This is a genomic window from Pseudoxanthomonas yeongjuensis (assembly GCF_010093345.1).
Lineage (GTDB): Bacteria > Pseudomonadota > Gammaproteobacteria > Xanthomonadales > Xanthomonadaceae > Pseudoxanthomonas_A > Pseudoxanthomonas_A yeongjuensis.
The window spans coordinates 1541823-1563325 of sequence record NZ_PDWT01000001.1 but is presented as its reverse complement, the minus strand read 5'-3'; the positions used below and the strand labels follow the sequence as shown (position 1 = coordinate 1563325).

General features: G+C 64.7%; 23 protein-coding genes. 14 read left to right on the top strand and 9 right to left on the bottom strand.

Annotated features, from left to right (window positions below):
• Nucleotides 1-147 precede the first annotated feature (147 nt).
• Nucleotides 148-1233, top strand: coding sequence for a metal-dependent hydrolase (locus tag CSC74_RS07085; protein ID WP_162313652.1), 1086 nt, complete (start codon nucleotides 148-150; stop codon nucleotides 1231-1233).
• 51 nt (nucleotides 1234-1284) lie between these two features.
• Here CSC74_RS07085 and CSC74_RS07080 read toward each other — a convergent pair whose 3' ends face one another.
• From CSC74_RS07080 to CSC74_RS07050, 7 genes are all read right to left on the bottom strand, one after another.
• A complete protein-coding gene (locus CSC74_RS07080) occupies nucleotides 1285-1656 on the bottom strand; it encodes a hypothetical protein (RefSeq protein ID WP_162313651.1) in 372 nt (123 codons plus the stop codon).
• A 296-nt stretch (nucleotides 1657-1952) separates the two neighbouring features.
• A complete protein-coding gene (locus CSC74_RS07075; RefSeq protein ID WP_162313650.1) occupies nucleotides 1953-2774 on the bottom strand; it encodes a class I SAM-dependent methyltransferase in 822 nt (273 codons plus the stop codon).
• 102 nt (nucleotides 2775-2876) lie between these two features.
• A complete protein-coding gene (gene dusB / locus CSC74_RS07070) occupies nucleotides 2877-3875 on the bottom strand; it encodes a tRNA dihydrouridine synthase DusB (RefSeq protein WP_162313649.1) in 999 nt (332 codons plus the stop codon).
• Between the two features lie 27 nt (nucleotides 3876-3902).
• Nucleotides 3903-4883, bottom strand: a complete 981-nt coding sequence (locus CSC74_RS07065) for a ribokinase (RefSeq protein ID WP_162313648.1) — start codon at nucleotides 4881-4883, stop codon at nucleotides 3903-3905.
• Nucleotides 4884-4887: 4 nt separating this feature from the next.
• Nucleotides 4888-6186: a NupC/NupG family nucleoside CNT transporter gene (locus CSC74_RS07060; RefSeq protein WP_162313647.1), complete on the bottom strand. Its 1299-nt coding sequence runs from the start codon at nucleotides 6184-6186 to the stop codon at nucleotides 4888-4890.
• A gap of 84 nt (nucleotides 6187-6270) precedes the next feature.
• On the bottom strand, nucleotides 6271-6840 hold the full coding sequence (locus tag CSC74_RS07055; RefSeq protein ID WP_211369562.1) for a TMEM165/GDT1 family protein: 570 nt from the start codon (nucleotides 6838-6840) through the stop codon (nucleotides 6271-6273).
• Between the two features lie 278 nt (nucleotides 6841-7118).
• Nucleotides 7119-8090 carry a hypothetical protein gene (locus CSC74_RS07050; protein WP_162313646.1) on the bottom strand — a complete coding sequence of 324 codons (972 nt, stop codon included), beginning with the start codon at nucleotides 8088-8090 and terminating at the stop codon, nucleotides 7119-7121.
• A 72-nt stretch (nucleotides 8091-8162) separates the two neighbouring features.
• On the opposite strand from CSC74_RS07050, the gene CSC74_RS07045 reads away from it, so the two are divergent.
• The 10 genes from CSC74_RS07045 (at nucleotide 8163) to gcvH (ending at nucleotide 17163) form a co-directional block, all read left to right on the top strand.
• A complete protein-coding gene (locus tag CSC74_RS07045) occupies nucleotides 8163-9137 on the top strand; it encodes a potassium channel beta subunit family protein (protein ID WP_162313645.1) in 975 nt (324 codons plus the stop codon).
• Between the two features lie 70 nt (nucleotides 9138-9207).
• Entirely contained in the window at nucleotides 9208-9408 is a 201-nt protein-coding gene (locus CSC74_RS07040; protein ID WP_162313644.1) for a hemin uptake protein HemP, read from the top strand.
• A gap of 141 nt (nucleotides 9409-9549) precedes the next feature.
• Entirely contained in the window at nucleotides 9550-11820 is a 2271-nt protein-coding gene (locus CSC74_RS07035; RefSeq protein WP_211369561.1) for a TonB-dependent hemoglobin/transferrin/lactoferrin family receptor, read from the top strand.
• Nucleotides 11821-11822: 2 nt separating this feature from the next.
• On the top strand, nucleotides 11823-12455 hold the full coding sequence (locus tag CSC74_RS07030) for a ChuX/HutX family heme-like substrate-binding protein (RefSeq protein WP_162313643.1): 633 nt from the start codon (nucleotides 11823-11825) through the stop codon (nucleotides 12453-12455).
• Nucleotides 12452-13390 carry a DUF6607 family protein gene (locus tag CSC74_RS07025; RefSeq protein WP_162313642.1) on the top strand — a complete coding sequence of 313 codons (939 nt, stop codon included), beginning with the start codon at nucleotides 12452-12454 and terminating at the stop codon, nucleotides 13388-13390. Before CSC74_RS07030 ends, CSC74_RS07025 begins: the two co-directional genes overlap by 4 nt.
• 110 nt (nucleotides 13391-13500) lie before the next feature.
• On the top strand, nucleotides 13501-14463 hold the full coding sequence (locus CSC74_RS07020) for an SPFH domain-containing protein (protein ID WP_162313641.1): 963 nt from the start codon (nucleotides 13501-13503) through the stop codon (nucleotides 14461-14463).
• 4 nt (nucleotides 14464-14467) lie between these two features.
• Entirely contained in the window at nucleotides 14468-14899 is a 432-nt protein-coding gene (locus tag CSC74_RS07015; RefSeq protein WP_162313640.1) for an NfeD family protein, read from the top strand.
• Between the two features lie 4 nt (nucleotides 14900-14903).
• A complete protein-coding gene (locus CSC74_RS07010; RefSeq protein ID WP_162313639.1) occupies nucleotides 14904-15413 on the top strand; it encodes a hypothetical protein in 510 nt (169 codons plus the stop codon).
• Nucleotides 15414-15571: 158 nt separating this feature from the next.
• Nucleotides 15572-16678, top strand: a complete 1107-nt coding sequence (gene gcvT, locus CSC74_RS07005) for a glycine cleavage system aminomethyltransferase GcvT (RefSeq protein WP_162313638.1) — start codon at nucleotides 15572-15574, stop codon at nucleotides 16676-16678.
• An 89-nt stretch (nucleotides 16679-16767) separates the two neighbouring features.
• Nucleotides 16768-17163, top strand: coding sequence for a glycine cleavage system protein GcvH (gcvH, locus tag CSC74_RS07000; RefSeq protein ID WP_162313637.1), 396 nt, complete (start codon nucleotides 16768-16770; stop codon nucleotides 17161-17163).
• 443 nt (nucleotides 17164-17606) lie between these two features.
• Here gcvH and CSC74_RS06995 read toward each other — a convergent pair whose 3' ends face one another.
• On the bottom strand, nucleotides 17607-18194 hold the full coding sequence (locus tag CSC74_RS06995) for a hypothetical protein (RefSeq protein WP_162313636.1): 588 nt from the start codon (nucleotides 18192-18194) through the stop codon (nucleotides 17607-17609).
• Here CSC74_RS06995 and CSC74_RS06990 point away from each other — a divergent pair.
• Nucleotides 18193-18639: a hypothetical protein gene (locus tag CSC74_RS06990; protein WP_162313635.1), complete on the top strand. Its 447-nt coding sequence runs from the start codon at nucleotides 18193-18195 to the stop codon at nucleotides 18637-18639. The two genes, CSC74_RS06995 and CSC74_RS06990, sit on opposite strands and share 2 nt — an antisense overlap.
• A 128-nt stretch (nucleotides 18640-18767) precedes the next feature.
• Entirely contained in the window at nucleotides 18768-19127 is a 360-nt protein-coding gene (locus CSC74_RS06985; protein ID WP_162313634.1) for a hypothetical protein, read from the top strand.
• Between the two features lie 237 nt (nucleotides 19128-19364).
• Here the strand turns inward: CSC74_RS06985 and CSC74_RS06980 are convergent, their stop codons facing one another.
• Entirely contained in the window at nucleotides 19365-20753 is a 1389-nt protein-coding gene (locus CSC74_RS06980) for a serine hydrolase domain-containing protein (protein ID WP_425501425.1), read from the bottom strand.
• 81 nt (nucleotides 20754-20834) lie between these two features.
• Here CSC74_RS06980 and CSC74_RS06975 point away from each other — a divergent pair, with 81 nt between their 5' ends.
• On the top strand, nucleotides 20835-21437 hold the full coding sequence (locus tag CSC74_RS06975) for a LemA family protein (RefSeq protein ID WP_162313633.1): 603 nt from the start codon (nucleotides 20835-20837) through the stop codon (nucleotides 21435-21437).
• Nucleotides 21438-21503: the final 66 nt, after the last annotated feature.

Below are 21503 nucleotides of genomic sequence, written 5' to 3'. Positions count from 1 at the left end.
ATCGCGGGCAAGGCCCGCTCCTACGGTGGAGGTACGTAGGAGCGCCCCTTGGGCGCGATGCCTTTGCTATTGCCGCGGCCTGGACGAGGAGCATCGCGGGCAAGGCCCGCTCCTACGGTGTCGGGTGTCGGCTGTTAGCATCCCTTTATGGACTCCATCACCCATCTGTTTCTCGGCGGCGCCATTGCCGCCGCCATCGCCCCGGCCAAACACCGACGCGCCGCCTTGCTCGCAGGCGCTGCGCTGAACACCCTGCCGGATCTCGATTCGCTGTTCATCGCTTTGCTCACCGACGATCCGGTATCGTTGATGACGATACACCGCAGCTTCAGCCATTCGCTGTTCGTGCTGCCGCTGCTGGGCTGGATGATCTGGTGGCTGTGCAAGCGTCGCGGCAAGCGGGTGGCAGAATCGCCCGTGCGCTGGTTCTGGGCCATCCAGCTGACGCTGCTCGCGCATCCGTTGCTGGATGCCTTCACCGTGTACGGCACGCAACTGCTGTGGCCGCTGCACACGCCACCGGTGATGTGGTCCAGCCTGTTCATCATCGATCCGGTCTACACGCTGTGGATGCTCGCCGGTTGCGTCGTCGCCTGGTTCGCGCGCGAGCGTTTGCTGGCGCAGCGCGCACTGCTGGCTGGACTGGCGTTGAGCACCGCCTACCTGGGCTGGTCGCTGCTGGCCAAGTCCATGGTCGATCGCGAAGCCGATCGCGCACTGGCTGCGATGGGACTCGCGGGCGCGCCGCGCTTCTCGGTGCCGATGCCATTGAACACCTTGCTGTGGCGAGTCGTAGCGATGACTCCCCAGGGTTACGTAATCGGCGACCGTTCGCTGGTCGCCGATCATGGCGCGATGAAGTTCCAGGGCCATGGATCCAACGTTCAGGCGCTGGCAGAGGCGCGGGATATTCCGGCGGTACGGGAGCTGGCCTGGTTCAACCATGGCTTCATGCGCGCCCGTGTCGTCGATGGCGAACTGGTCCTGAGCGACCTGCGCATGGGCCTGGAACCCGACTACAACTTCAGCTTCGTGGTCGCCGGGCGCGAAGGCCAACAATGGCGGTCGATCCCGCCACGGCAAGTGCAAGCCGCTTACCGTGCGCCGGTGGCGCAAGGCAAGTTGGAGGAGGCTCTAGCCGCGCTATGGCACCGGATCTGGCACTCACCGGAAATCGTTCCGGTCGATGCGCCCACTGATTCTGTCGACCTGCTTCCTTCCGCGCCGGCTTGATGCCGACCGGAAGGACCCATGGCTGTAATTCCTGCGCAAGCACCGGATATGTCAAGGAGCCATTGCCGGATTGCGATCAGGCCTGGCATCGACCCTGGCAACGTCAGCCGCTTTCTGGTGGTAGAGATCGATTTTGCGCCCGGCCATCAGGTCGTTGTAGCGTTCCTCGCCGAGCGCATTCCTGAACTGCCGTTGCGCCCGGTCGAAGGTGATGCGGTATTCCGCATAGCCACTGCGCGGCCCGACCACCATGCGCACCCGATGCGGACTCATACCGGTTTCATCGGCCAATTGCCTTACCGTGACCTGTTCCAGGGCCGGTGCGGCGATCGGGACCGGCGCCAGATCGACGGTGGTGTCCTGCGCGGCCGCGGGAGCGGCGATGGCGGCGAGCAGGGTCAATGCAAGCAGGTTCGTTTTCATGATGTTCTCCTGGAGCTTGGTCCGTCCTGGAACGGGAATCCGGTGGCCGATGGGCATCGATCCATTGCACGCCCGGGTGCCGCGGTTGAACGAATCCGCGTCCGCCCGCCGGCACGGAGAGAGCGGCCGTGCCGGCGGTGAGGAACGCGCGCCGGAGGATTCCGGCAAGGTCATGTTCGCGCCGCGCGGACATGGAATGCGAGTGCCGGAAAGCATCGTGACCGATGACGCACTCCAACCGACAAACGCGGCAAAGCCGCGTCCATTGAGGCGCGGCGATCGTGCAACCAATGGGCTCAGTAAACGGTCGCGCGCGCCTGCACGAAGGAATAGAAAAACACCGCGTTGGGATCGTTCTGCACCTGGTGCATCTCGCGGCGCACGCCGGCGACGATTTCCTCGCTGACCTTGCCCGCCGCCAGCAACTGGTCGGACGCGGACAGCAGCAGTTCTTCCCAGAACGCGATCATGGTCTTGCGCCGCGCCGGTTCGCGGTTGTCGAAATGGAAGGTCTTGATCTGCGTGGCCACGTCGCGGTATCCGCCGGCCAGCAACAGGTTGCCGAGCTTGGCGCCGATGAACGGATCGCCGCCGCTGTCGATCTGGAAATCGTTGAACGCCATCCAGTAGCGCCAGACATTGGGCGAATACGGGTCGAGCAGGAACGAGGCGTTCATCACCTCGGTCAGGTACACCGGCGAACCGGGCGAGAGCACGCGGCGCACTTCGCTGAGCACACGCGCCGGCGAGGGCACGTGTTCCAGTACCCAGCACAGGAAGGCGGCGTCGAAGCTGCGTGGTTCGAACGGCAGGTCGGTGGCGTCGGCCTGCCGCAGCGTGTAGCGGTCCTGCAACCAGGGCATCGCTCCCAGCCGTTGCGCGGCGGCACCCAGTTGCGCCGCGCTCAGGTCCACGCAGGTGGCGTGCAGCTCGGGGAAGCGGCGCAGCAGGATCTCGGTCTGCGCGCCGACGCCGCTGCCGACTTCCAGCAGGCGACGGGCACCGGAATAGTCGATGTCGTGGAAGATCGTCGATTCGGCGATCTGCGCCTGCCTCACCAGTCGCGCCTGTTCGACTTCGGAGAAACCGTGCAGGTAGGGGAATTCGTTGGTGCTCATTGGTGGTTGTCCGATTCGAGAGGGATGGAATCGACGTCAGGCCGGCAAGCCTTGGTACGGAGCGTTCTTACGCCTATTTCCGCGAGAGGGAAGGGAGCAGGATCACGCCGCTGCCGACAACCCGGGCGCCACTCCCGCCACCAGCGCATCGAAATAATCGCGGGTCAGCCGCAATTGCGCATCGGCGCTTTCCGCGCGGTTGACCACCGCGCGGAAAGCCGCGTTCTCCGGCCTGTCCTTCGCGTACCAGCCCAGGTGCTTGCGGGCGATGCGCACGCCTTGATACTCGCCGTAGAACGCGTGCAGCGCCTGCAGATGGCCAAGCAGGATATCGCGCACTTCATTCAATGCGGGTGGAGGCAACACCGTTCCGGTGGCCAGGAAGTGGGCGATCTCGCGGAAGATCCAGGGCCGTCCCTGCGCGGCACGGCCAACGAGCAGGGCATCGGCGCCGGTGGCCTGCAGCACGAAAGCCGCCTTCTGCGGCGAATCGATATCCCCATTGGCCATCACCGGGATGCCCAGCGCGGACTTGATCGCGGCGATGGTCTCGTATTCGGCCGCGCCGGTGTATTGCTGGTCGCGGGTGCGGCCGTGCACGGCCAGGGCGGCGATGCCGGCGCTTTCGGCGATGCGCGCGATCCGCAGGCCGTTGCGGTTCCGGGCATCCCAGCCGGTGCGGATCTTCAAGGTCACCGGCACGTCCACCGCTGCGACCACCGCTTCCAGGATCCGCGCCACCAGCGCCTCGTCGCGCATCAGCGCCGAGCCGGCCCAGGCATTGCACACCTTCTTCGCCGGGCAGCCCATGTTGATGTCGATGATCTGCGCGCCGTGGTCGACGTTGTAGCGTGCCGCGTCGGCGAGCACCCGTGGCTCGGTGCCGGCGATCTGCACGCTGACCGGGGCCGGTTCGCCGACGTGGTCCATGCGATGCAGCGATTTTTGCGTATGCCACAGGCGCGGATCGCCGCTGGTCATTTCCGACACCGCCAGTCCGGCGCCCAGCCGCTTGCACAACTGCCGGAACGGCTTGTCGGTGACCCCGGCCATCGGGGCCAGGATCAACCCGGGAGCTATCGTGTGAACGCCGATGCGCATGCCGGCATTGTAGTGGCGGGCTGGAACTTATGCGCCGGAGCCGTTGCCGTGGAAACGGGCCGCGACTTCGGCCAGGCGCGGCATCGCCAGCGCCGCTCCGGCGCGCTCGGTGGACAGCGCGGCGTAGCGATTGGCGAAGCGTACGTGTTCGGCGAACGCCAATTCCCTGTCGCCGGCTAGGGAGGCGGCCAGTGCGCCATTGAACGCGTCGCCCGCGCCGGTGGTGTCGACCGCCTCCGCCGGTTCGGCGGCCATCCGGTAGTAGGGCCTGGCGTCGCCGCGCAGCGCCTCCTCGGCGTGAGACACGAATACCCCCGCCGATCCCAGGGTCACCACCACGCTGCCGTGCGCCAGCAGCTCCCGACACAGCGCATGCAGGCTGGCGCCGTCGCTGATGGCGACATCGTCGGCTTCGATCTTCGCGCCGATATGGCGCGCCACCAGGGCGGCGAACTCGGTTTCGTTGGGGGTGATGAGATCCGCGAGCGTCAGCAGTTCGCCGGTGGTCGTGGCATTGGCGGGGGCGGGATTGAGCAGGGTCGTGATGTTCCGCGCGCGTGCCATTGCGAATGCCGCGAAGACGCTGTCCGTGGGCGATTCCAGTTGCGCCAGCACGACTCCGCTGGTGGCCATGGCTTCGGCCTGCGAACGAACGAAGTCGGCGGTCAGCGAAGCGTTCGCGCCCGGGCCGATGACGATGCTGTTGCGGCCGCGCGCGTCCACGTAGATGCCGGCGGTACCGGTGGGCTGGTCCGACACCAGGTCGCGCAGGTCGATGCCGTCGGCCGCGGCCAGCGCGCGCGCTTGCGCGCCGCCCGCATCCTCGCCGAGTGCGCAGAGGAAGATCGTGCGCGCGCCGGCGCGCGAAGCGGCGATGGCCTGGTTGAAGCCCTTGCCGCCAGGGCCGCTCGCATAGCTGCCGACGATGGTGGCGCCCACGGCCGGCAATGTCTCGCATTGCCAGACATGGTCGACGTTGAACGAGCCGACGACGGTAACGGAAGCCATCGGTTCAGGCGAAATGGGTGAGGACGCCGGCGATGGTGGCCGTCATCAGGGTGGCGATGGTGCCGCCCAGCACCGCGCGCAGGCCAAAACGCGCCAGGTCCGAGCGCCGCTCCGGGGCCAGGCCGCCGATGCCGCCGATCTGGATCGCGATCGAACTGAAGTTGGCGAATCCGCACAGCGCATAAGTGGCGATGAGCTTGCCTTCCGCCGACAGGCTGACGCCCGCGACCTTGCCGTTGACGATGTCGGCCAGTTGCAGGTAGGCGACGAACTCGTTGATGACGACTTTCTGCCCGATCAGCGAACCGACCGTGGTCGCGTCCTGCCAAGGCACGCCGATCACCCAGGCGATCGGCGCCAGCAGGTAGCCGAAGATCAGCGACAGGTCGGTCGGCCTGCCCAGCGTCGCCTGCAGCCCGGTGACTTCCCCGGCCCAGGTCAGCGGCCAGTTGAGCAGCGCGATCAGGGCGATGAAGGCAAGCAGCATCGCGCCGATGTTCAAGGCCAGGCGCAGGCCGTCGGCCGCCCCGCCCGCGGCGGCGTCGATGATGTTGCTGGAGGTCTTCTCCACTTCCATCTTCACCGTGCCGCGGGTCAGCGGCGTGCCGGTTTCGGGGATCAGGATCTTGGCGATCACCAGGGTCGCGGGCGCGGCCATGATCGAGGCGGCCAGCAGGTGCTTGGCATAGAACGCCTGCTGCACCGGGTCGCCGCCGCCGAGCATGCCGACATAGGCCGCCAGCACGCCGCCGGCGATATGGGCCATGCCGCCGATCATCATGGTGATCAGCTCGGACTCGGTCATCTTCGAAATGTACGGGCGCACGGTCAGCGGCGCCTCGGTCTGGCCGATGAACACGCTGGCGCAGACGCTGGTGGTTTCCGCACCCGAGACCCTCATCACCTTGGTGATGGCCCAGGCCATGGCGCGGACCACGGCCTGCATCACGTTGAGGTGGTAGAGCACGCCCATCAGCGCGGCGAAGAAGATGATCGTCGGCAATACCTGGAAGGCGAAGATGAAGCCGTAGGTGTTGACGTCCATCAGGCTGCCGAAGATGAACGCCGAGCCGGTGTTGACGAAGCTCAGGATCTTGACGAAGACGTTGCCCAGCCAGTCGAACACTTCGCGCCCGCCTGGCACCAGCAGCACCAGCGCGGCGAAGCCGATCTGCAGGGTGATGCCGGTGGCGACCAGTTTCCAGTCCACAGACTTCTTGTTGTTCGAGAACAGCCAGACGATGCACAGCAGCACCGCGAGGCCGAACAGACCGAAACCGACCCGCCCCAAAGCTTCCAACATGGAGTTTTCCCCTAGCGTGCGTTCTTGTAGTGCCGGGAAGCCTAGTGGAGGGCGTTCGGGCGGGCAAGGCAAATCGCGGTCCGTTCAGCCAATGCCATGCCAGGCGACCCACAAGGCCAGTGTCAGGAACACGACTGCCGCGACATTGCGCGCCAGCTTCAACGGCAGGCGGTCGGCGAAGCGATGTCCCATCCACACCACCGGCAGGTTGGCCGCCAGCATGCCCAGGGTGGTGCCGGCGACGACCTGCCACAACGGCGAATACTTGGTCGCCAGCAGCACCGTGGCCACTTGAGTCTTGTCGCCGATCTCGGCCAGGAAGAAGGCGAGGGTGGTGGCGATGAACGCGCCGTGCGCCGGCAGCTTCTCGTCTTCGTCCAGCTTGTCCGGCTTCAGCGTCCACAGGGCGACCGCGAGGAAACTGCCTGCGACTATCCAGCGCAGGATTTCCGGCGACAACCATTGGGAAAGTTCCGCGCCCAGCCAGGCCGAGATCGCGTGATTGATCACGGTGGCGGCGAGGATGCCCAAGGCGATCGGCCACGGCTTGCGGAAGCGGGCGGCCAGCAGCAACGCCAGCAATTGGGTCTTGTCGCCGATTTCGGCGAGGGCGACGGTGCCGGTCGAGACCAGCAGTGCTTGCAGGGAAAGCATCATCGAACTCCGGGGCCAGGCATTCGCGAGGACGCGAAGGCAAACGCCGCGCAGCCCGGCCCGGGTATGCGCAACGCCTGCCTACGGTCTTGCCCGACGGCGGAACCCTGGGTTCCGGTCCTGCGCACCATGGCGAGGATTCCATCAGGAGATACTCCTTCAAGAACACGGCCAAGTATGTTGATGCGCAGCTCCCGCACGCGGCGGGTGGGCTACTCCCCGGAGGAGGAAAGTGCGCGCATTCTACTCCGGCAACCGGAACGGCATGCAACAGGCTCTCATTCACATGGTCTTCTTGGCGCGGTCCCCTCTGGAAACGCCCAGGTCGGCGTGAGCAGCGAAGTAAACGCGTCGGACTCGCCCAGAATCTTGTTGTTGAAGTATTCGGCATGCATGCGCGAGGCGCTTTTAGCGGCCAGTGCTATTTGCGGGGACGACAGTTTGGTAGCGGGAGTGTCGCTCTTGCCGCGAAGTTTGTTCATCAAGAGGCGATAGCTGTAAGCCTTTACCGGATCGTCCGCGATCAATCCTCCAATCGGAGAATTGTTGTCGGAACTCGCTGTATACAAGACGAAGACGGCTGCAGGTTCGCCGACTTCCAGTGCCTTCTCCAATAGCCCGATTGCATTGTTGCGCCATTGGTCGAATCCCTTGTCTTGGAGCAAGCCATACATCGAACGCCCATCGGTGATGCTTTGGCCTTCTGCATAGCGGATCATCGCCTCTGGGATGCCCGCGGTCGCTGCCTGGAAAAGATAGTTGCCTGAAAGCTTGCGCTGGTCCTCGCTTATCCCTTCGCAGCGCTTCATTGATTCCAGTTGCCTGATCCGCTGGGCCGCAACGCTATTTGCTGCCATCAGTTGGCCGGATTCCGCCAGGGATTTTTCAGCGGATTCGGAGTTCTGTCTATAACCCACCTGTGCAAAGGACTCGAGCTGGTTGCAATTGATCAGCTCCACTGCCAGACGGCAAGAAGCACGAGCGTCGCCCTGCGCTGCGCGCCTTTGCAGGTCATCGAACATGGCTGCCACCGGCATGTCCAGTGGCGGCAAAGGTGCGGTCCTGTTTGTATCGGCCAGGCTGGAGCTGGCCGCAGCGCTCGGGACTCCCGGTCCCGAATTCCGGTTGGTGCCGGATGCCAATGCCTTGCTGTGCTCTATGCTTCTTTCTCGCTTCCACGGCCAGACCAGCACTATGGCAACCGTCAGCAGGAGGATCCCGCCTACGGCGGCTTTCTTGTAGGACTCCACGGTAGTGCCCCCTGATTACGTGCGCATCGGTTTGAGGATACGATGCTTTCTGTTTCCGCAAAGGCATGCGACATGCAGTATCGACGTCTCGGTTCCTCCGGCCTGCAACTTTCGGCCTTGTCGTTCGGCGCCTGGGTCACCTTCGGCGGCCAGATCGGGCGCAGCGAAGCGCGCAACCTGATCGCCGCGGCCTACGACAACGGGATCAATTTCTTCGACAACGCCGAGGTCTATGCGAAGGGCGAAGCCGAGCGGGTGATGGGCGACGTGATCGCCGACCTGCGCCTGCCGCGCGATGGCTATTGCGTGTCCAGCAAGGTCTATTTCGGCGCGGTCGACAATCCCGGTCCGACCCAGCGTGGATTGTCGCGCAAGCATGTGATCGAAGCCTGCCACGCGGCGCTGCAGCGCCTGCGCGTGGACCATCTGGATCTGTATTTCTGCCACCGTCCCGATCCCGACACGCCGATCGAGGAAACCGTGTGGGCGATGGACGCGCTGGTCCGCCAGGGCAAGGTCCTGTACTGGGGGACTTCGGAATGGTCGGCGGCGCAGATAAAGGAAGCGGCGAAGTTCGCCCGCAGCCATCACCTGCATCCGCCGAGCATGGAGCAGCCGCAATACAACCTGTTGCACCGCGCCCGGGTGGAACTCGAATACGCGCCGCTTTATTCCGAACTCGGCCTGGGCACGACCATCTGGTCGCCGCTGGCCTCGGGCCTGCTGACCGGCAAGTACAACGAGGGCGTGGCCGAGGACACCCGGCTGGGCCAGAAGGACAATGCCTGGTTGCAGAAGATGGTGCTGGGCGAAGAAGGCCAGCGGCGCCTCGACCGGGTCCGCCGCTTCACCACCCTGGCGACCGAGCTTGGCGAGAAACCCTCGCAACTCGCCATCGCTTGGTGCCTGCGCAACCCGCACGTGTCCACGGTGATGCTGGGTGCCAGCCGCACCGGACAGCTGCTGGAAAACCTGGGCGCACTGGAACTTGTCGGACGTTACGACGACAGCGTCTGGGCGCGCCTGACCGCTGCCACGGCGGAGTAGCGACAAATCTCTTGACGCAGTAATGAGAATCATTATCATCTGAATTCGTTCCCCCACCGGAGCTACGCAGATGAATGCACAACCGACCTTCCTGTCCCGTACCGAGCCGATGGCCCTGCGCGAACGCACGGCGTTGTCGCCGCTGCCCGCCGAGGAAATCCTCAGCAGCGAGCGCCTGCTCAACGGTCGCCGCGAAATCCTGATCAGCCACGGCGATCGCGTCTATCGCCTGCGCCACACCAGCAACGACAAGCTGATCCTGACGAAATGATCCCGACCCAATAATTCCTTCGCACGTCGCACCACGCGGGGTCGTGGCGCGTATCGCCGTGCAACCAGCCCCCTCCACCCGAGCGCCAGCCATCGGTTCGCCAGCTCACCGGGTCAACCTTGCACAGGACCCGTAGAACCGATGAATCGTCCCACCTCGCTTGTTTCCGCGCTGTCGCTGGCACTGGCCAGCAATGCGCACGCCGCAACCGCCGCCGACGCAGGTGCGGGCATCCACGAATTGCAGCGCGTGCAGGTCACCGCCACGCGCAGCGAACGCGCCATCGCCGACGTGCCCAACACCGTCGATGTGATCGAGCGCGAACGCATGGACGAACTGCTGGTTCGCGATCTCAAGGACCTGTTCCGCTACGAACCCGGGATCGCCGTCGGCAGCAGCTTCGGCCGTTTCGGTCTGGGCGACATCCGCGTCCGCGGCCTCGGCGGCAACCGCGTACGCATCCAGACCGATGGCATCCCGGTATCGGATGCGTTCTCCATCGGCAGCTTTTCCAACGCCAATCGCAACTTCGTCGACCTGGACACGCTCAAGCGCGTGGAGGTCGTGCGCGGCGCCACCAGTTCGCTGTACGGTTCCGATGCGCTGGGCGGAACGGTTTCTTTCATCACCAAGGACCCTGCGGATTATCTGCAGGAAGGCAAGGACGCCTACTTTGGTTTCAAGCTCGGTTACGAGGGCAGTTGGGACGGCCTGTTCGGCGGCGCGACAGCCGCGTTCGGCGGCGAGCGCTGGTCCGGTCTGGTCGCGATCGGACACCGGCAGGGCCAGGAAATCGAAAACCAGGGCGAGGTCGGCGGTGTCGGCAGCGCGCGCACCAAGCCCAACCCGCAGGATCGCGACGGCCGCAGCGTGCTGTCCAAGCTGGTGTTCGCAGCGAGCGAAAGCCGGCGTTTCAGGCTGACGGTGGAAGGCAACGAGGACAATGCCGACACCGACCTGCTCACTTCGCAGGGCTTGCAGGCCCTCACTGGCGCGTTCAACGATTCGGTGGTCGCCGAAGACCGCCAGACCCGCGCGCGCGTTGCATTCACCCATGAAATGGATGCGGTCGATGCCGGATTCGCCGACAGCCTCGACTGGCAGGTCTATCGCCAGGACAGCGAGACCACGCAGTACACGCGAGAGATCCGCAGTGGCCTGGCGCCGCCCACGCTGCGCGACATGCGCGAGCGCGAGTTCAACTTCGACCAGCGCATGTACGGCGTCCAGGCGAATTTCCGCAAGGGCTTCGTCACGGGCGGCGTCCAGCATGAGCTGGCCTATGGCCTCGACCTGGCCCGGACCGAAACGCGGCAGAAGCGCGACGGCCTGCGCACCTTCCTCGTCACCGGCGTCAGCACGCCGGTCATGCTGCCCGACGTATTCCCGGTGCGCGATTTCCCGATCAGCGAAACCACCACCGCCGCGCTCTACGTGCAGGACGAAATGAGCTTCGTCGATGGCAAGTTGCGCCTGGTCCCGGCCATCCGCGTGGACCATTACAAGCTCGAGCCCGACGTCGACAACATCTTCGCCGAGGACAATCCCGGGGTCGCGGTCAGCGATATCAGCGAAACCAGCGTATCGCCCAAGCTGGGCGCGGTCTGGCATTTCGCCGACGACTGGTCGCTGTTCGGCGGCTATTCGCGCGGGTTCCGCTCCCCGCCCTACAGCGACGTCAATATCGGCTTCACCAACGTCCAGTTCGGCTATACCGCCATCGCCAATCCGGAGCTCGAGCCCGAGACCAGCGACGGCCTGGAAGCTGGCCTGCGATTCTCCGGCGACGCCGTCTATGCCAGCGTGTCGGCTTACTACAACCGTTACGAGGATTTCATCGAATCGATGCGCTTCATCGGTTTCAACGACGACGGTTTGATGGTCTACCAGTCGCAGAACATAGCCGAAGCGAAAATCCATGGCGTGGAATTGAAAGCCGGCGTGGACCTGGGGGCGTTGTCGGAGAAATGGCGGGGCTGGTCGCTGCGCGGTGCAGCAGCGTGGTCGCGCGGCGAGGGTAAGGGTCCGGAAGAAGTCGAGGTCGCGCCGGACGTATTCGAAGAACAGATCGTGACCCGTAATCTCGACAGCGTCGATCCGTTGACCGCGACCCTGGGCGTCGTTTACCAGCGCGATGCGTGGGGCGCGGAACTGGCCGGGCGCTTCGTCCAGCGCAAGGACCGCGTTTCCGATCCGTCCTATTACCGGCAGGGCGGCTACGGTGTCCTTGATCTGTACGCGCATTGGGAATTCGCGCCGGGCGCCAGGTTCAACGTGGGCCTCTTCAACCTGGCCGATCGTAAGTATTCCGAAGCGGGCGACGTGCCCGTGGTCGGCGGCGCCAGCGCGACCCTCGATCGCTACACCAGCCCCGGCCGCAACCTGTCGGCCAGTCTTTCCGTGAACTGGTGAGCATGGCCGCGACGTTGCCCGGCATCGGCCTCGCGTCGCTCGCGGCGACACAAAGCCTGCCGCGCGCGCAGCAATTGGCCGCGCTGGGCACCGTGCTGTGCCTGTATCGCCATCAGGATGGGAGCGAACTTTCCGGCTGGGTCCGGGCGGTACGGGTCGAGTCGCGTGCTGGGGTCGACAGCGACGGCCTGCGCGAAAGCCTTGCGTTCTTCGACCATGAAGGACGCTGCTGCTGGCGCCTGTACCTGCTGCCCGACAGCGACTTCGTCGCCTGGGACCGGCTATCGGCACGGTTGCCTTCACGCGAAGAAGCCGAGGCGGCGACCAGGGTGGGCGAACGCCTGTGGCGACGTCTGGCCGGGCGCCTGCTGGGCGGGCAATGGCATGCCTGCGTGCTCAGGCTGCATGTCGTGCCCGCCGAGGTCAGGCGGCCGGTCCTCGCCGCCAGCCCGGCGGCGGTTTCGCCATTGGGCGCGGCGATGGCGCAACGCATCGCCCGGACCGAGGGCGCGGAACAGAATATCCGGGTGGACGATTGTTGTTGCGCGCAGTCGGCGTCCAGGCCCGGGGAACAAATCGTGGCAGGCGATGAGGCCTTGCCGCTGCTCAGGTTCAACCCAAGGAAAACATCATGAAAATTTTCCCCGGCCTCGGCCTATTGTTGCTGTCGGCTGCTTCTACTCCCGCTTTCGCCCAGGACGCGATCGATCCGCGCGATCGCCAGTCGATCCTCGCCATGCAGGGCGAGTACCTGGTCGATTTCGCCTTCGACGAAACCGTGCTTCTGCAACCCGGCTACGAGCGCGCGGCGGCGATGCGCAGCGGCGGCAACGAGACCGTCATCGTGGTCGAGGACACTCCGGCGCGCATCGTGCTGCAGCACATCCTGGTCGATGAAAAGAGCGGCCACGTGACCAAGCACTGGCGGCAGGACTGGATCTACGAAGCCTCCAGTCGCTTCGAGTTCAGCGCCGACCAGACCTGGCGGGTGCGCACCATCCCGGCGGAAAGGAACCGGGGCGCCTGGACCCAGTGCGTGTTCGAAGTCAGCGACGCGCCGCGCTATTGCGGGACCGGGCGCTGGGATTACAGCAATGGCATCGCCACCTGGACCAGCGACCTGAGCTGGCGCCCGCTGCCGCGCCGCGAATACACAAAGCGCAGCGACTACAACGCGGTATCGGCCATCAATCGCCATACCATCACCCCGAACGGCTGGACCCACGAGCAGTTCAACACCAAGGTGTTGCGCAAGCCGGATGGCACCCGGGTGGAGCTGGCGCGCGAGTTCGGCTTCAACGATTACCGGAAGACCAGGGACGTCGACTTCAAGCCCGCCTACAAATACTGGGGCGCGACCAGGGACTACTGGGCCAAGGTGCGCACGCGCTGGGACGGATTCCTTTCCAGGGCGCCGGGCGTGCACCTGAAGACCAGGATCGACGGCATGGCGATGATCATCCCGCTGTTCACCCAGGCGGGCGAACTCGAGGAAGGTAAAACCGTCGCCGACCGGGACATCGACAAAGTGTTCGCCGCATGGGTGGAGCCGGCGCCATCCGGGTCGTAACCATCGCTTGATCGCGATGCCCATGGAACGATAAAGCCACGCTATTCCGCCCTGAAGCGGCGGCCTGCCATGTTCTATACTCACCTCTATATATAGAAGGGGAGAAGGACATGTTCGGACCCAGTTTCCTGGCCATCGTGGTGCTGTTCGCCGGCGTCATCATGCTCTTCAAGACGGTGCGCATCGTGCCCCAGGGCTACGAATGGACCGTGGAGAGATTCGGCAAGTACACGCACACCATGACCCCGGGCCTGCATTTCCTGGTCCCGATCATGTACAGCGTCGGCCGCAAGATCAACATGATGGAACAGGTGCTGGAAGTACCCAGCCAGGACGTGATCACCAAGGACAACGCGGTGGTCAAGGTCGACGGCATCGTGTTCTTCCAGGTGCTGGACGCGGCCAAGGCCGCCTACGAGGTCGCGCAGCTCGAGATCGCCACGCTCAATCTGGTGATGACCAACATCCGCACCTCGATCGGTTCGATGGACCTGGACGAGTCGTTGTCCAAGCGCGACGAGATCAACACCAAGGTGCTGGTCGCGGTCGACCAGGCCACCCACCCATGGGGCATCAAGGTCAACCGCATCGAGCTGAAGGACATCGCCCCGCCGCGCGACCTGATCGAATCGATGGCGCGGCAGATGAAGGCCGAACGCGAGAAACGCGCCAACATCCTCGAGGCCGAAGGCTTCCGCCAGTCGGCGATCCTCAAGGCCGAGGGCGAGAAGCAGTCCGCGATCCTCGCCGCCGAAGGCCAGCGCGAAGCCGCGTTCCGCGAGGCCGAGGCGCGCGAGCGCCTGGCCGAGGCCGAAGCGCGGGCCACCCAGGTCGTGTCGGACGCGATCGCCTCGGGCAACGTGCAGGCGATCAACTACTTCGTCGCGCAGAAATACATCGAGGCGTTCAAGTCGCTGGCCGAGGGCCCGAACCAGAAGTTCGTGCTGATGCCGATGGAATCGGCCGGGGTGATCGGTTCGCTGGGCGGCATCGCCGAGCTGGCGAAGGAAGCGCTGAACCAGCAGTCGGTGCGCGGCGCGGTGCCGCCCACCTTGCCTTCGCGCGGGGGCTGACGCCATGCGCTGGGACGTATCGACCTGGGCGGTGGTGGCGCTGTTGCTGTTCGCGGCCGAGGCGATGGCGCCCGGTGCGTTCATGCTCTGGCTCGGGATCGCCGCGGTGCCGGTGTTCCTCGTCGTGCTGCTGGTGCCGGGGATCCCGGTCCTGGTGCAGGTCGCGGCTTTCATCGTGTTGAGCTTCCTCTCGATCCAGGTCTACCGGAAGTGGTTCCGCAAGTTCGAACCGCAGAGCGACCGACCGCACCTGAACCAGCGCGCCAACAGCCTGATCGGCCATGTCACCCCGCTGGAGCAGGCGATCGTCAACGGCCACGGCCGGGTGCAGATCGCCGATGCGTACTGGGAAGTGCAGGGCCCGGATCTGGCGGCCGGCACACCGGTACGCGTCGTCGCGGTCGATGGCATGACGCTGAAGGTCCAGGAAGCCTGAGCGCATGCGCGCCTGGCCGGCACTGCTGCTGTCGATGGCCTTGCCGCAGGCCGCAAGCGCCGTCGAACTGGTCGGGAAAACCATGCCGCCGTATCCCGAAGGATTGAGCGAGGTCGGCGGTGCCTGTCTCTCCGATTCAACCGACACGGGCCACGTCTGCGACTACTCCATCGGTTTGCTTGCCGATGCCAGCCCGGATCCCGATACCGAGCCGCTGATCCGTTATGTGACTGCCGGCCGACTGGCCGGGCGCGACGGACCGCTGGCCTTGTGGACGATCACCGATGCGCAAGCCTATCCCAAGGTGGCGAAGGGTTTTTTCTGGCAGGCCGGAACTTGCCGGGTGGACAAGGTCGATGATCCCAGGGTGATCGCGGTGGTGCGCCAGGACCTGGAACATGAATACCTGGCCGATGTCGCCTGGGCACGGCGCCTGGACCTGAAGAGCGGCAAGTTCACCGCACTCGACCCCGCGCGCGTGGACTGCGTCAATGAAGGTTACGGCGAACAGTAGCCATGGGAGCGGCGTCCCCGCCGCGAGTCCTTGCTTCCAGCTTCCCGCCTCGATTCTCCAATCCTGATCCGTTTCTGGTCCAAGGCAGGAGCTCGCGGCGGGGACGCCGCTCCCACGACTTGATCTGGGATAATGGCCCTCTTTTGCAGGACGCCGCCATGACCCGGAAAACCATCCTCAACGACACCCACCGCACGCTCGGCGCCAAGATGGTCGACTTCGGCGGCTGGGACATGCCGATCCATTACGGCTCGCAGATCGACGAACACCACCTGGTGCGCAAGGAGGCCGGCATGTTCGACGTCAGCCACATGACCGTGGTCGACCTGCATGGCGCGCGCGTCCGCGAATTCCTGCGCCACCTCGTGGCCAATTCGGTGGACAAGCTGAAGAAGCCGGGCAAGGCGCTGTACACCGCGATGCTGGACGAGAACGGCGGCGTCATCGACGACCTGATCATCTATTTCCTGGCCGACGATTTCTTTCGCTTGGTGGTCAACGCCGCCACCCGCGACAAGGACCTGGCCTGGATAGGCAAGCAGGCCGCCGCCTTCGGCGTGGAGGTGAAGGAGCGCCCCGAGTTCGCCATGATCGCGGTGCAGGGACCGAGCGCCCGCGAGAAGGTGATCGGCTTGCTGCGCGAATCCGACCGCGCCGCCGCCGACAAGTTGGCCCGTTTCGCCGCGACCGAGGCGCAGACCGCCGACGGCGTGCCGTTGTTCGTCGCCCGCACCGGCTACACCGGCGAGGATGGTTACGAGATCGTGTTGCCGCAGGAGCGGGCGGTCGCGTTCTGGAATGCATTGCTGGCTGCGGGAGTGAAGCCCGCCGGCCTCGGCGCGCGCGATACCCTGCGCCTGGAAGCAGGCATGAACCTGTACGGCCAGGACATGGACGAAACCACCACGCCTTATGAAGCCGCCTTGGCCTGGACGGTGACGTTGGACGAGGGCCGCGACTTCATCGGCCGCGGCGTGCTCGAGTCGCAGGCGGCTGCCGGTGCGCCGCGCCAGCTGATCGGCCTGGTGATGGACGAGAAGGGCGTGTTGCGCCATGGACAGAAGGTCCTGACCGCCAACGGCGAGGGCGAGATCCTGTCCGGCACCTTCTCGCCGACCCTGGGCAAGGCCATCGCCTTCGCGCGCGTGCCGGCGGGCGATCCCGGCGAAGTGCGCGTGGATATCCGCGGACGCGAAGTGCCGGTACGCACGGTCAGGTTCCCGTTCGTGCGCGATGGCCAGGCACAACCCGGAGTACTGGGCTGAACCTGCGCGTCTTCTCCTTCACTAAACCAATTCCTTGGTTAAACTAAGCGCCGTCCTTTCCCACAACCCGATCCCCCCGGAGCAGCAACATGAGCGAGATTCCCGGCGACCTCAGATTCCTCAAGTCCCATGAATGGGCACGCGTCGAAGGCAGTGGCCGCGTCACCGTGGGCATTTCCGATCATGCCCAGGGCCTGCTCGGCGACTTGGTCTATGTCGAGCTGCCGAATGTTGGCGACCGTGTCGAGGCCGGCACCGCTGCGGCGGTGGTGGAATCGGTGAAGGCGGCCTCCGACGTGTACAGCCCGCTCACCGGCACCGTGGTCGAGGTGAACTCGGACCTAGCCGACAAGCCCGAGACCATCAACGAGGATGCCTATGGCGAAGGCTGGATCTTCGTGATGGAAATCGAGGAGCCGGACCAGCTCAACGACCTGCTGGCCCCCGACGACTACGCCGAACTGCTCGAGGACGAGGACCACTAGTCCCGTAGTCGACTCTCCGCCTATCCGCTTTCCGGCCGCCTCGTGCGGCCGGTCTGCTTTTGCGGGTTCGCATTTCCGGTGCCATCGAATTTCTTTCCTCGTTCCGCGCCAGCCATCGCCCATGTCCGGCGAAGCAGCCGACCCGTCCATCATCGGATCCGTCCGTTGGCCGTGCCAGGAAACGGTCCGGCCGAAAAACTTCGCTTCCCGGAATGGGCGACGGCACTCGACGGCCGTTCGGAATCGCGCGCGCGGATGTCTGCATGCATCCGCGCGCGAACGCGGTTTCGCGACCGCGACAGTCGTTGCGAAGGCGCCGATCGGGCGAAATAGTTCGCGCAAATCCGCGCATTTGGACTGGCGCGACGCCAAATCCAGGCGCTGCGCCCGCCCCGGAAAACGTCCCTGTTTATTCCTCGGCAGGGGTTTCGCGGATGCGTCCGTCAAGCATCGAACGCACGAGTCGTTCCGATCGTCCGGAACAATCGTTGCGGAAAAAGCGCATTAAACGCGGCGTTTTTTAATAACGCCTGATTGCGGCGCGCCGCCCGATGCGTGTCGCGCGTGCCGATGCGGGGAAATGCGATGCGGCGAAGCAGGGCGCCTGGCACTGACCCGGGCAAAAATATTTTTGCAAAACTGTTGACACATTGAAAAAGCGTGATTAGGTTTCGCCCCAGCAGACATTTCCTGCGGAAGCAAGCGAGCCGAGTCATCTCAACATCGAGCAAAACAAAACGGCCCCCCACCCGCGCCCTCGGCATGACGGACGCAGGCTTCGCTTCCTCCAAGAAAACCCCCGACCATTCCCGATACCGCACCCGCGTCCTCCGCGACGCGGGTGTTTTTTTATCCGCGTCCACCGGCGCGAACAGGCCGCAGCCGTCCCGGCTGGGCTTGCCACCATCCGTTCCGACGCGCCTGGCGCGACGGCGGCTGCCTGCGGGTCCGACTCCCGCGGCGTTCCATTGCAACTGGGCTTTAGTAAACGGATTCACCAATCCATAGTCACTGACGAGGAGCCATAACATGGCAACGAAGAAAGCTGCTAAGAAAAAACCCGCCAAGAAAGCCGCCAAGAAATCGGCAGCCAAGAAGGCCGTGAAGAAGACAGTAAAGAAGGCCGCCAAGAAGGTAGCCAAGAAGAAGCCGGCCAAGAAGGCCGTGAAGAAGACGGTAAAGAAGGCCGCCAAGAAAGTAGCCAAGAAGAAGCCGGCTAAGAAGGTTGCCAAGAAGACCGCCAAAAAGGCTGCCAAGAAAGTAGCCAAGAAGAAGCCAGCCAAGAAGGCCGCGAAAAAGGCTGCCAAGAAAGTAGCGAAGAAGCCAGCCAAGAAGGCTGCGAAGAAAGCTACCAAAAAGGCCGCCAAGAAGAAGCCTGCCAAAAAGGCTGCCAAGAAAGCCGCCAAAAAGCCGGCCAAGAAAGCCAAGAAAAGGGCCCCGGTAGCACTGCCGCCGACCCCCGCTCCGCTGATCTGAAGCTGGTCCAATAATAAGTAATCCCGATTACCTGTAATGCCATGAAACTCTCTCCCCGGTGCCCAGCGGGGAGAGAGTTTTTTTATGGGCGAAGCGGTGGCCTGTGTTTCGCGCTCCGGAAAGAAGACATGGAGCCGTTCAATCGGCTGTGGTCGGTACTGGTGCTGCCGGGTGTGGTGCTGGTGCGGCCCGCCGCTTGCGGCCAGCAGTCATCTGTAGCGATCGGTCGTGATCGGACTTCCGCCGGCCGAAGCCTTCGCCACTCAACGCGCTCCGGTGCTTCAACCAGTGGGCGTCGTGGTCTGAGCCCTGGATACGGAGGCGAAGTACGCCAGCAGCGGTCCGGCCGTCGTGCTGGCGCGATGGCTTGGATCGGCAGTATCGCGATCGGCGGCGGCAGTCGGGAAATCATCGAATGCATGCCTGACGGCAAAATCGTCAACGTGCCGACTTCGGCGACAGCCAGGCCATGGCCGGTTATCGCCTGAGGGCGGATGGCAGCGGCACCTGCGTGATCCGGGGCATGGCAGCGCGCACGGGTACAACCCGGTCAGTCGCTGGTTCGGCGCGCTCCTGCTCGACAGCGTGGTCGGCAAGGATTACGAGAAGGGCCTGAGGTCGGCGCTGGAAAGCGGAACGCACCCATAAGGCATCGGTGCAGGTTTGCGGGCCTTGCCTCAGGTTGGAAAACGCGGATTCACGTCGGCGTATTTGCGTCGACGTGTTTACTTCGGCGCGGCCTTGGCCTTGTCGGAAGCGGCGCCGCTGTCGTCCTTGTCGGAGCCATCGGTGGAATCGGCCATCAGCAGGTCGTTGCCGATCGGCGTATCCAGCCATTGCTGGGCAGGCAGGCCGATGGCGCGATCCAGCATCGTGGGCAGCAAACCCGTAGGCAGGCCGCTGGTGCTGTTCCAGAGGATGGCGATGCCCAGGTCGCGCTCCGGCACCAGCGCGATCAGGCCACGATAGCCCTGTACGGCGCCGGCATGGAACACCACCTGGTGGCCCGCGTAATCGAACACGCGCCAGCCCAGCGCATAGCTGGCCGACTCGATGCGTTCGCGCCTCCATCCCGCGCGCATCTCGCCGGGAGTCCTGACCAGCGGTGCATGCAGGGTCGCCAGCAATGGGGCGGGCAGCACATCGGGACGGTGCCCGGTTTGCGCGATCAGCCATTGGGCCATGTCGCTGGCGCTGGCGTTGACGCCGGCGGCCGGTGGCAGGCGGTAATAGGTGGGCTTGGGCATCAGCGACGCCCAGCCATTGCGGCTGCGGATGTGCGGGCGCGCCCAGCGCGCGCTGCTTTCGATCCCCGACAGGCCGATGCTCGCATCGTTCATGCCCAGCGGCTTGAAGATGCGGCGATCCACCGCCTGGTCGTAGAAGCTGCCGGTGGCGGCGAAGACCACGTCGCCGATCAGGCTGAAGGCCACGTTCTGATAGGCGTAGCACTGGCCGGGCATGCAATCGAGCGGTGCGTCGGCCAGTTTCCGGGCCACGTTGTAGTACTCGGCGTTGGCCTCGATGTCCTTGTCGAATGCGTTGTGGTCGTGCAATCCGACGCGGTGGCTGAGCAGGTCGGCCACGGTCACGCGCTGGGTCGCACCCGGGTCGCTGAGCTGGAAGCTGGGCACGTAGTCGTGCACCTTGCTGTCCCAGCGCAGCGAACCGTCGTTGACCAGCAGGCCGGTCATGGTCCCGGCGAAGGCCTTGGACAGCGACGCCAGGCGGAACACGGTATGCGCATCGATCTGTTGCGGCGCACTGACATCGGTGACGCCATAGCCACGGGCACTCAGCACGCGCCCGTTCTGGACGATGGCCATGGCCAGGCCGGGCACGCGTTCGCCCACGGTCAACGCATTGGCCGCATTCTCGAATGCGGCGACATCGAACCCCTGGGCGAGCGGCAGCACGCGCCGGTCGGCCAGGTTGGCGCGGTAGGCCTGTGGTTGCGTCGGCGACGGATGGCGCGCTGCACCGGCAGTATTTTCCGGCGGCGGGTTCCAGCGCAGCGGTGTCTGCGCGGTGGACGACATGGTCAGCGGCAGCAGCATGCCCAGCAACCCGGTGCAAAGGGACCGTGTGGGCCGCCAGTTGCCTTTGTCTTTCATCGTCTGTCGCGCCTGCGTAAGCTGTAGCCGTTCCGGATAATAACGCCGGTTTTTGGAATTGCACAAACAGGGAGAGATTCAATGACCATCTTGTTCATATTGCTGGTGATTGTGGGTCTTGCGTTAGTCGCCGGACTGTGGGGCGTCGGCATCTATAACGGCCTGGTGACGGCCCGCAATGCCTTCAAGAATGCGTTCGCGCAGATCGACGTCCAGCTCCAGCGCCGCTTCGACCTGATTCCCAACCTGGTGGAAACGGCCAAGGGCTACATGAGCCATGAGCGCGAGACGCTGGAAGCGGTCATCGCGGCGCGCTCCGCCGCGCAGTCGGGCTTGTCGGCCGCCAAGGCCAATCCGGGCGATCCCGCCGCCATGGCGCAACTGGCCGCGGCGCAAGGGCAGCTGAATGCGGGCCTCGGGCGTTTGCTCGCGGTGGCCGAGGCCTATCCGGACCTGAAGGCGAACCAGAACATGATGCAGCTCACCGAAGAGTTGACCAGCACTGAAAACAAAGTCGCGTTCGCGCGTCAGGCTTACAACGATTCTGTGATGGCGTTCAACAATAAGCGCGAAGTATTTCCTTCGAGCCTGCTGGCGGGGATGTTCAATTTCGGACCTGCCGCGTTGCTGGATATCCCGGCCGACAAGGCGGAAGTGCGGGAAGCGCCGAAGGTGCAGTTCTGACCTGCGTCCTTCTCCCCGCTTGCGGGGAGAAGGGCCTGCCCCCGCGAAGGCGGGGGTGCCCGAAGG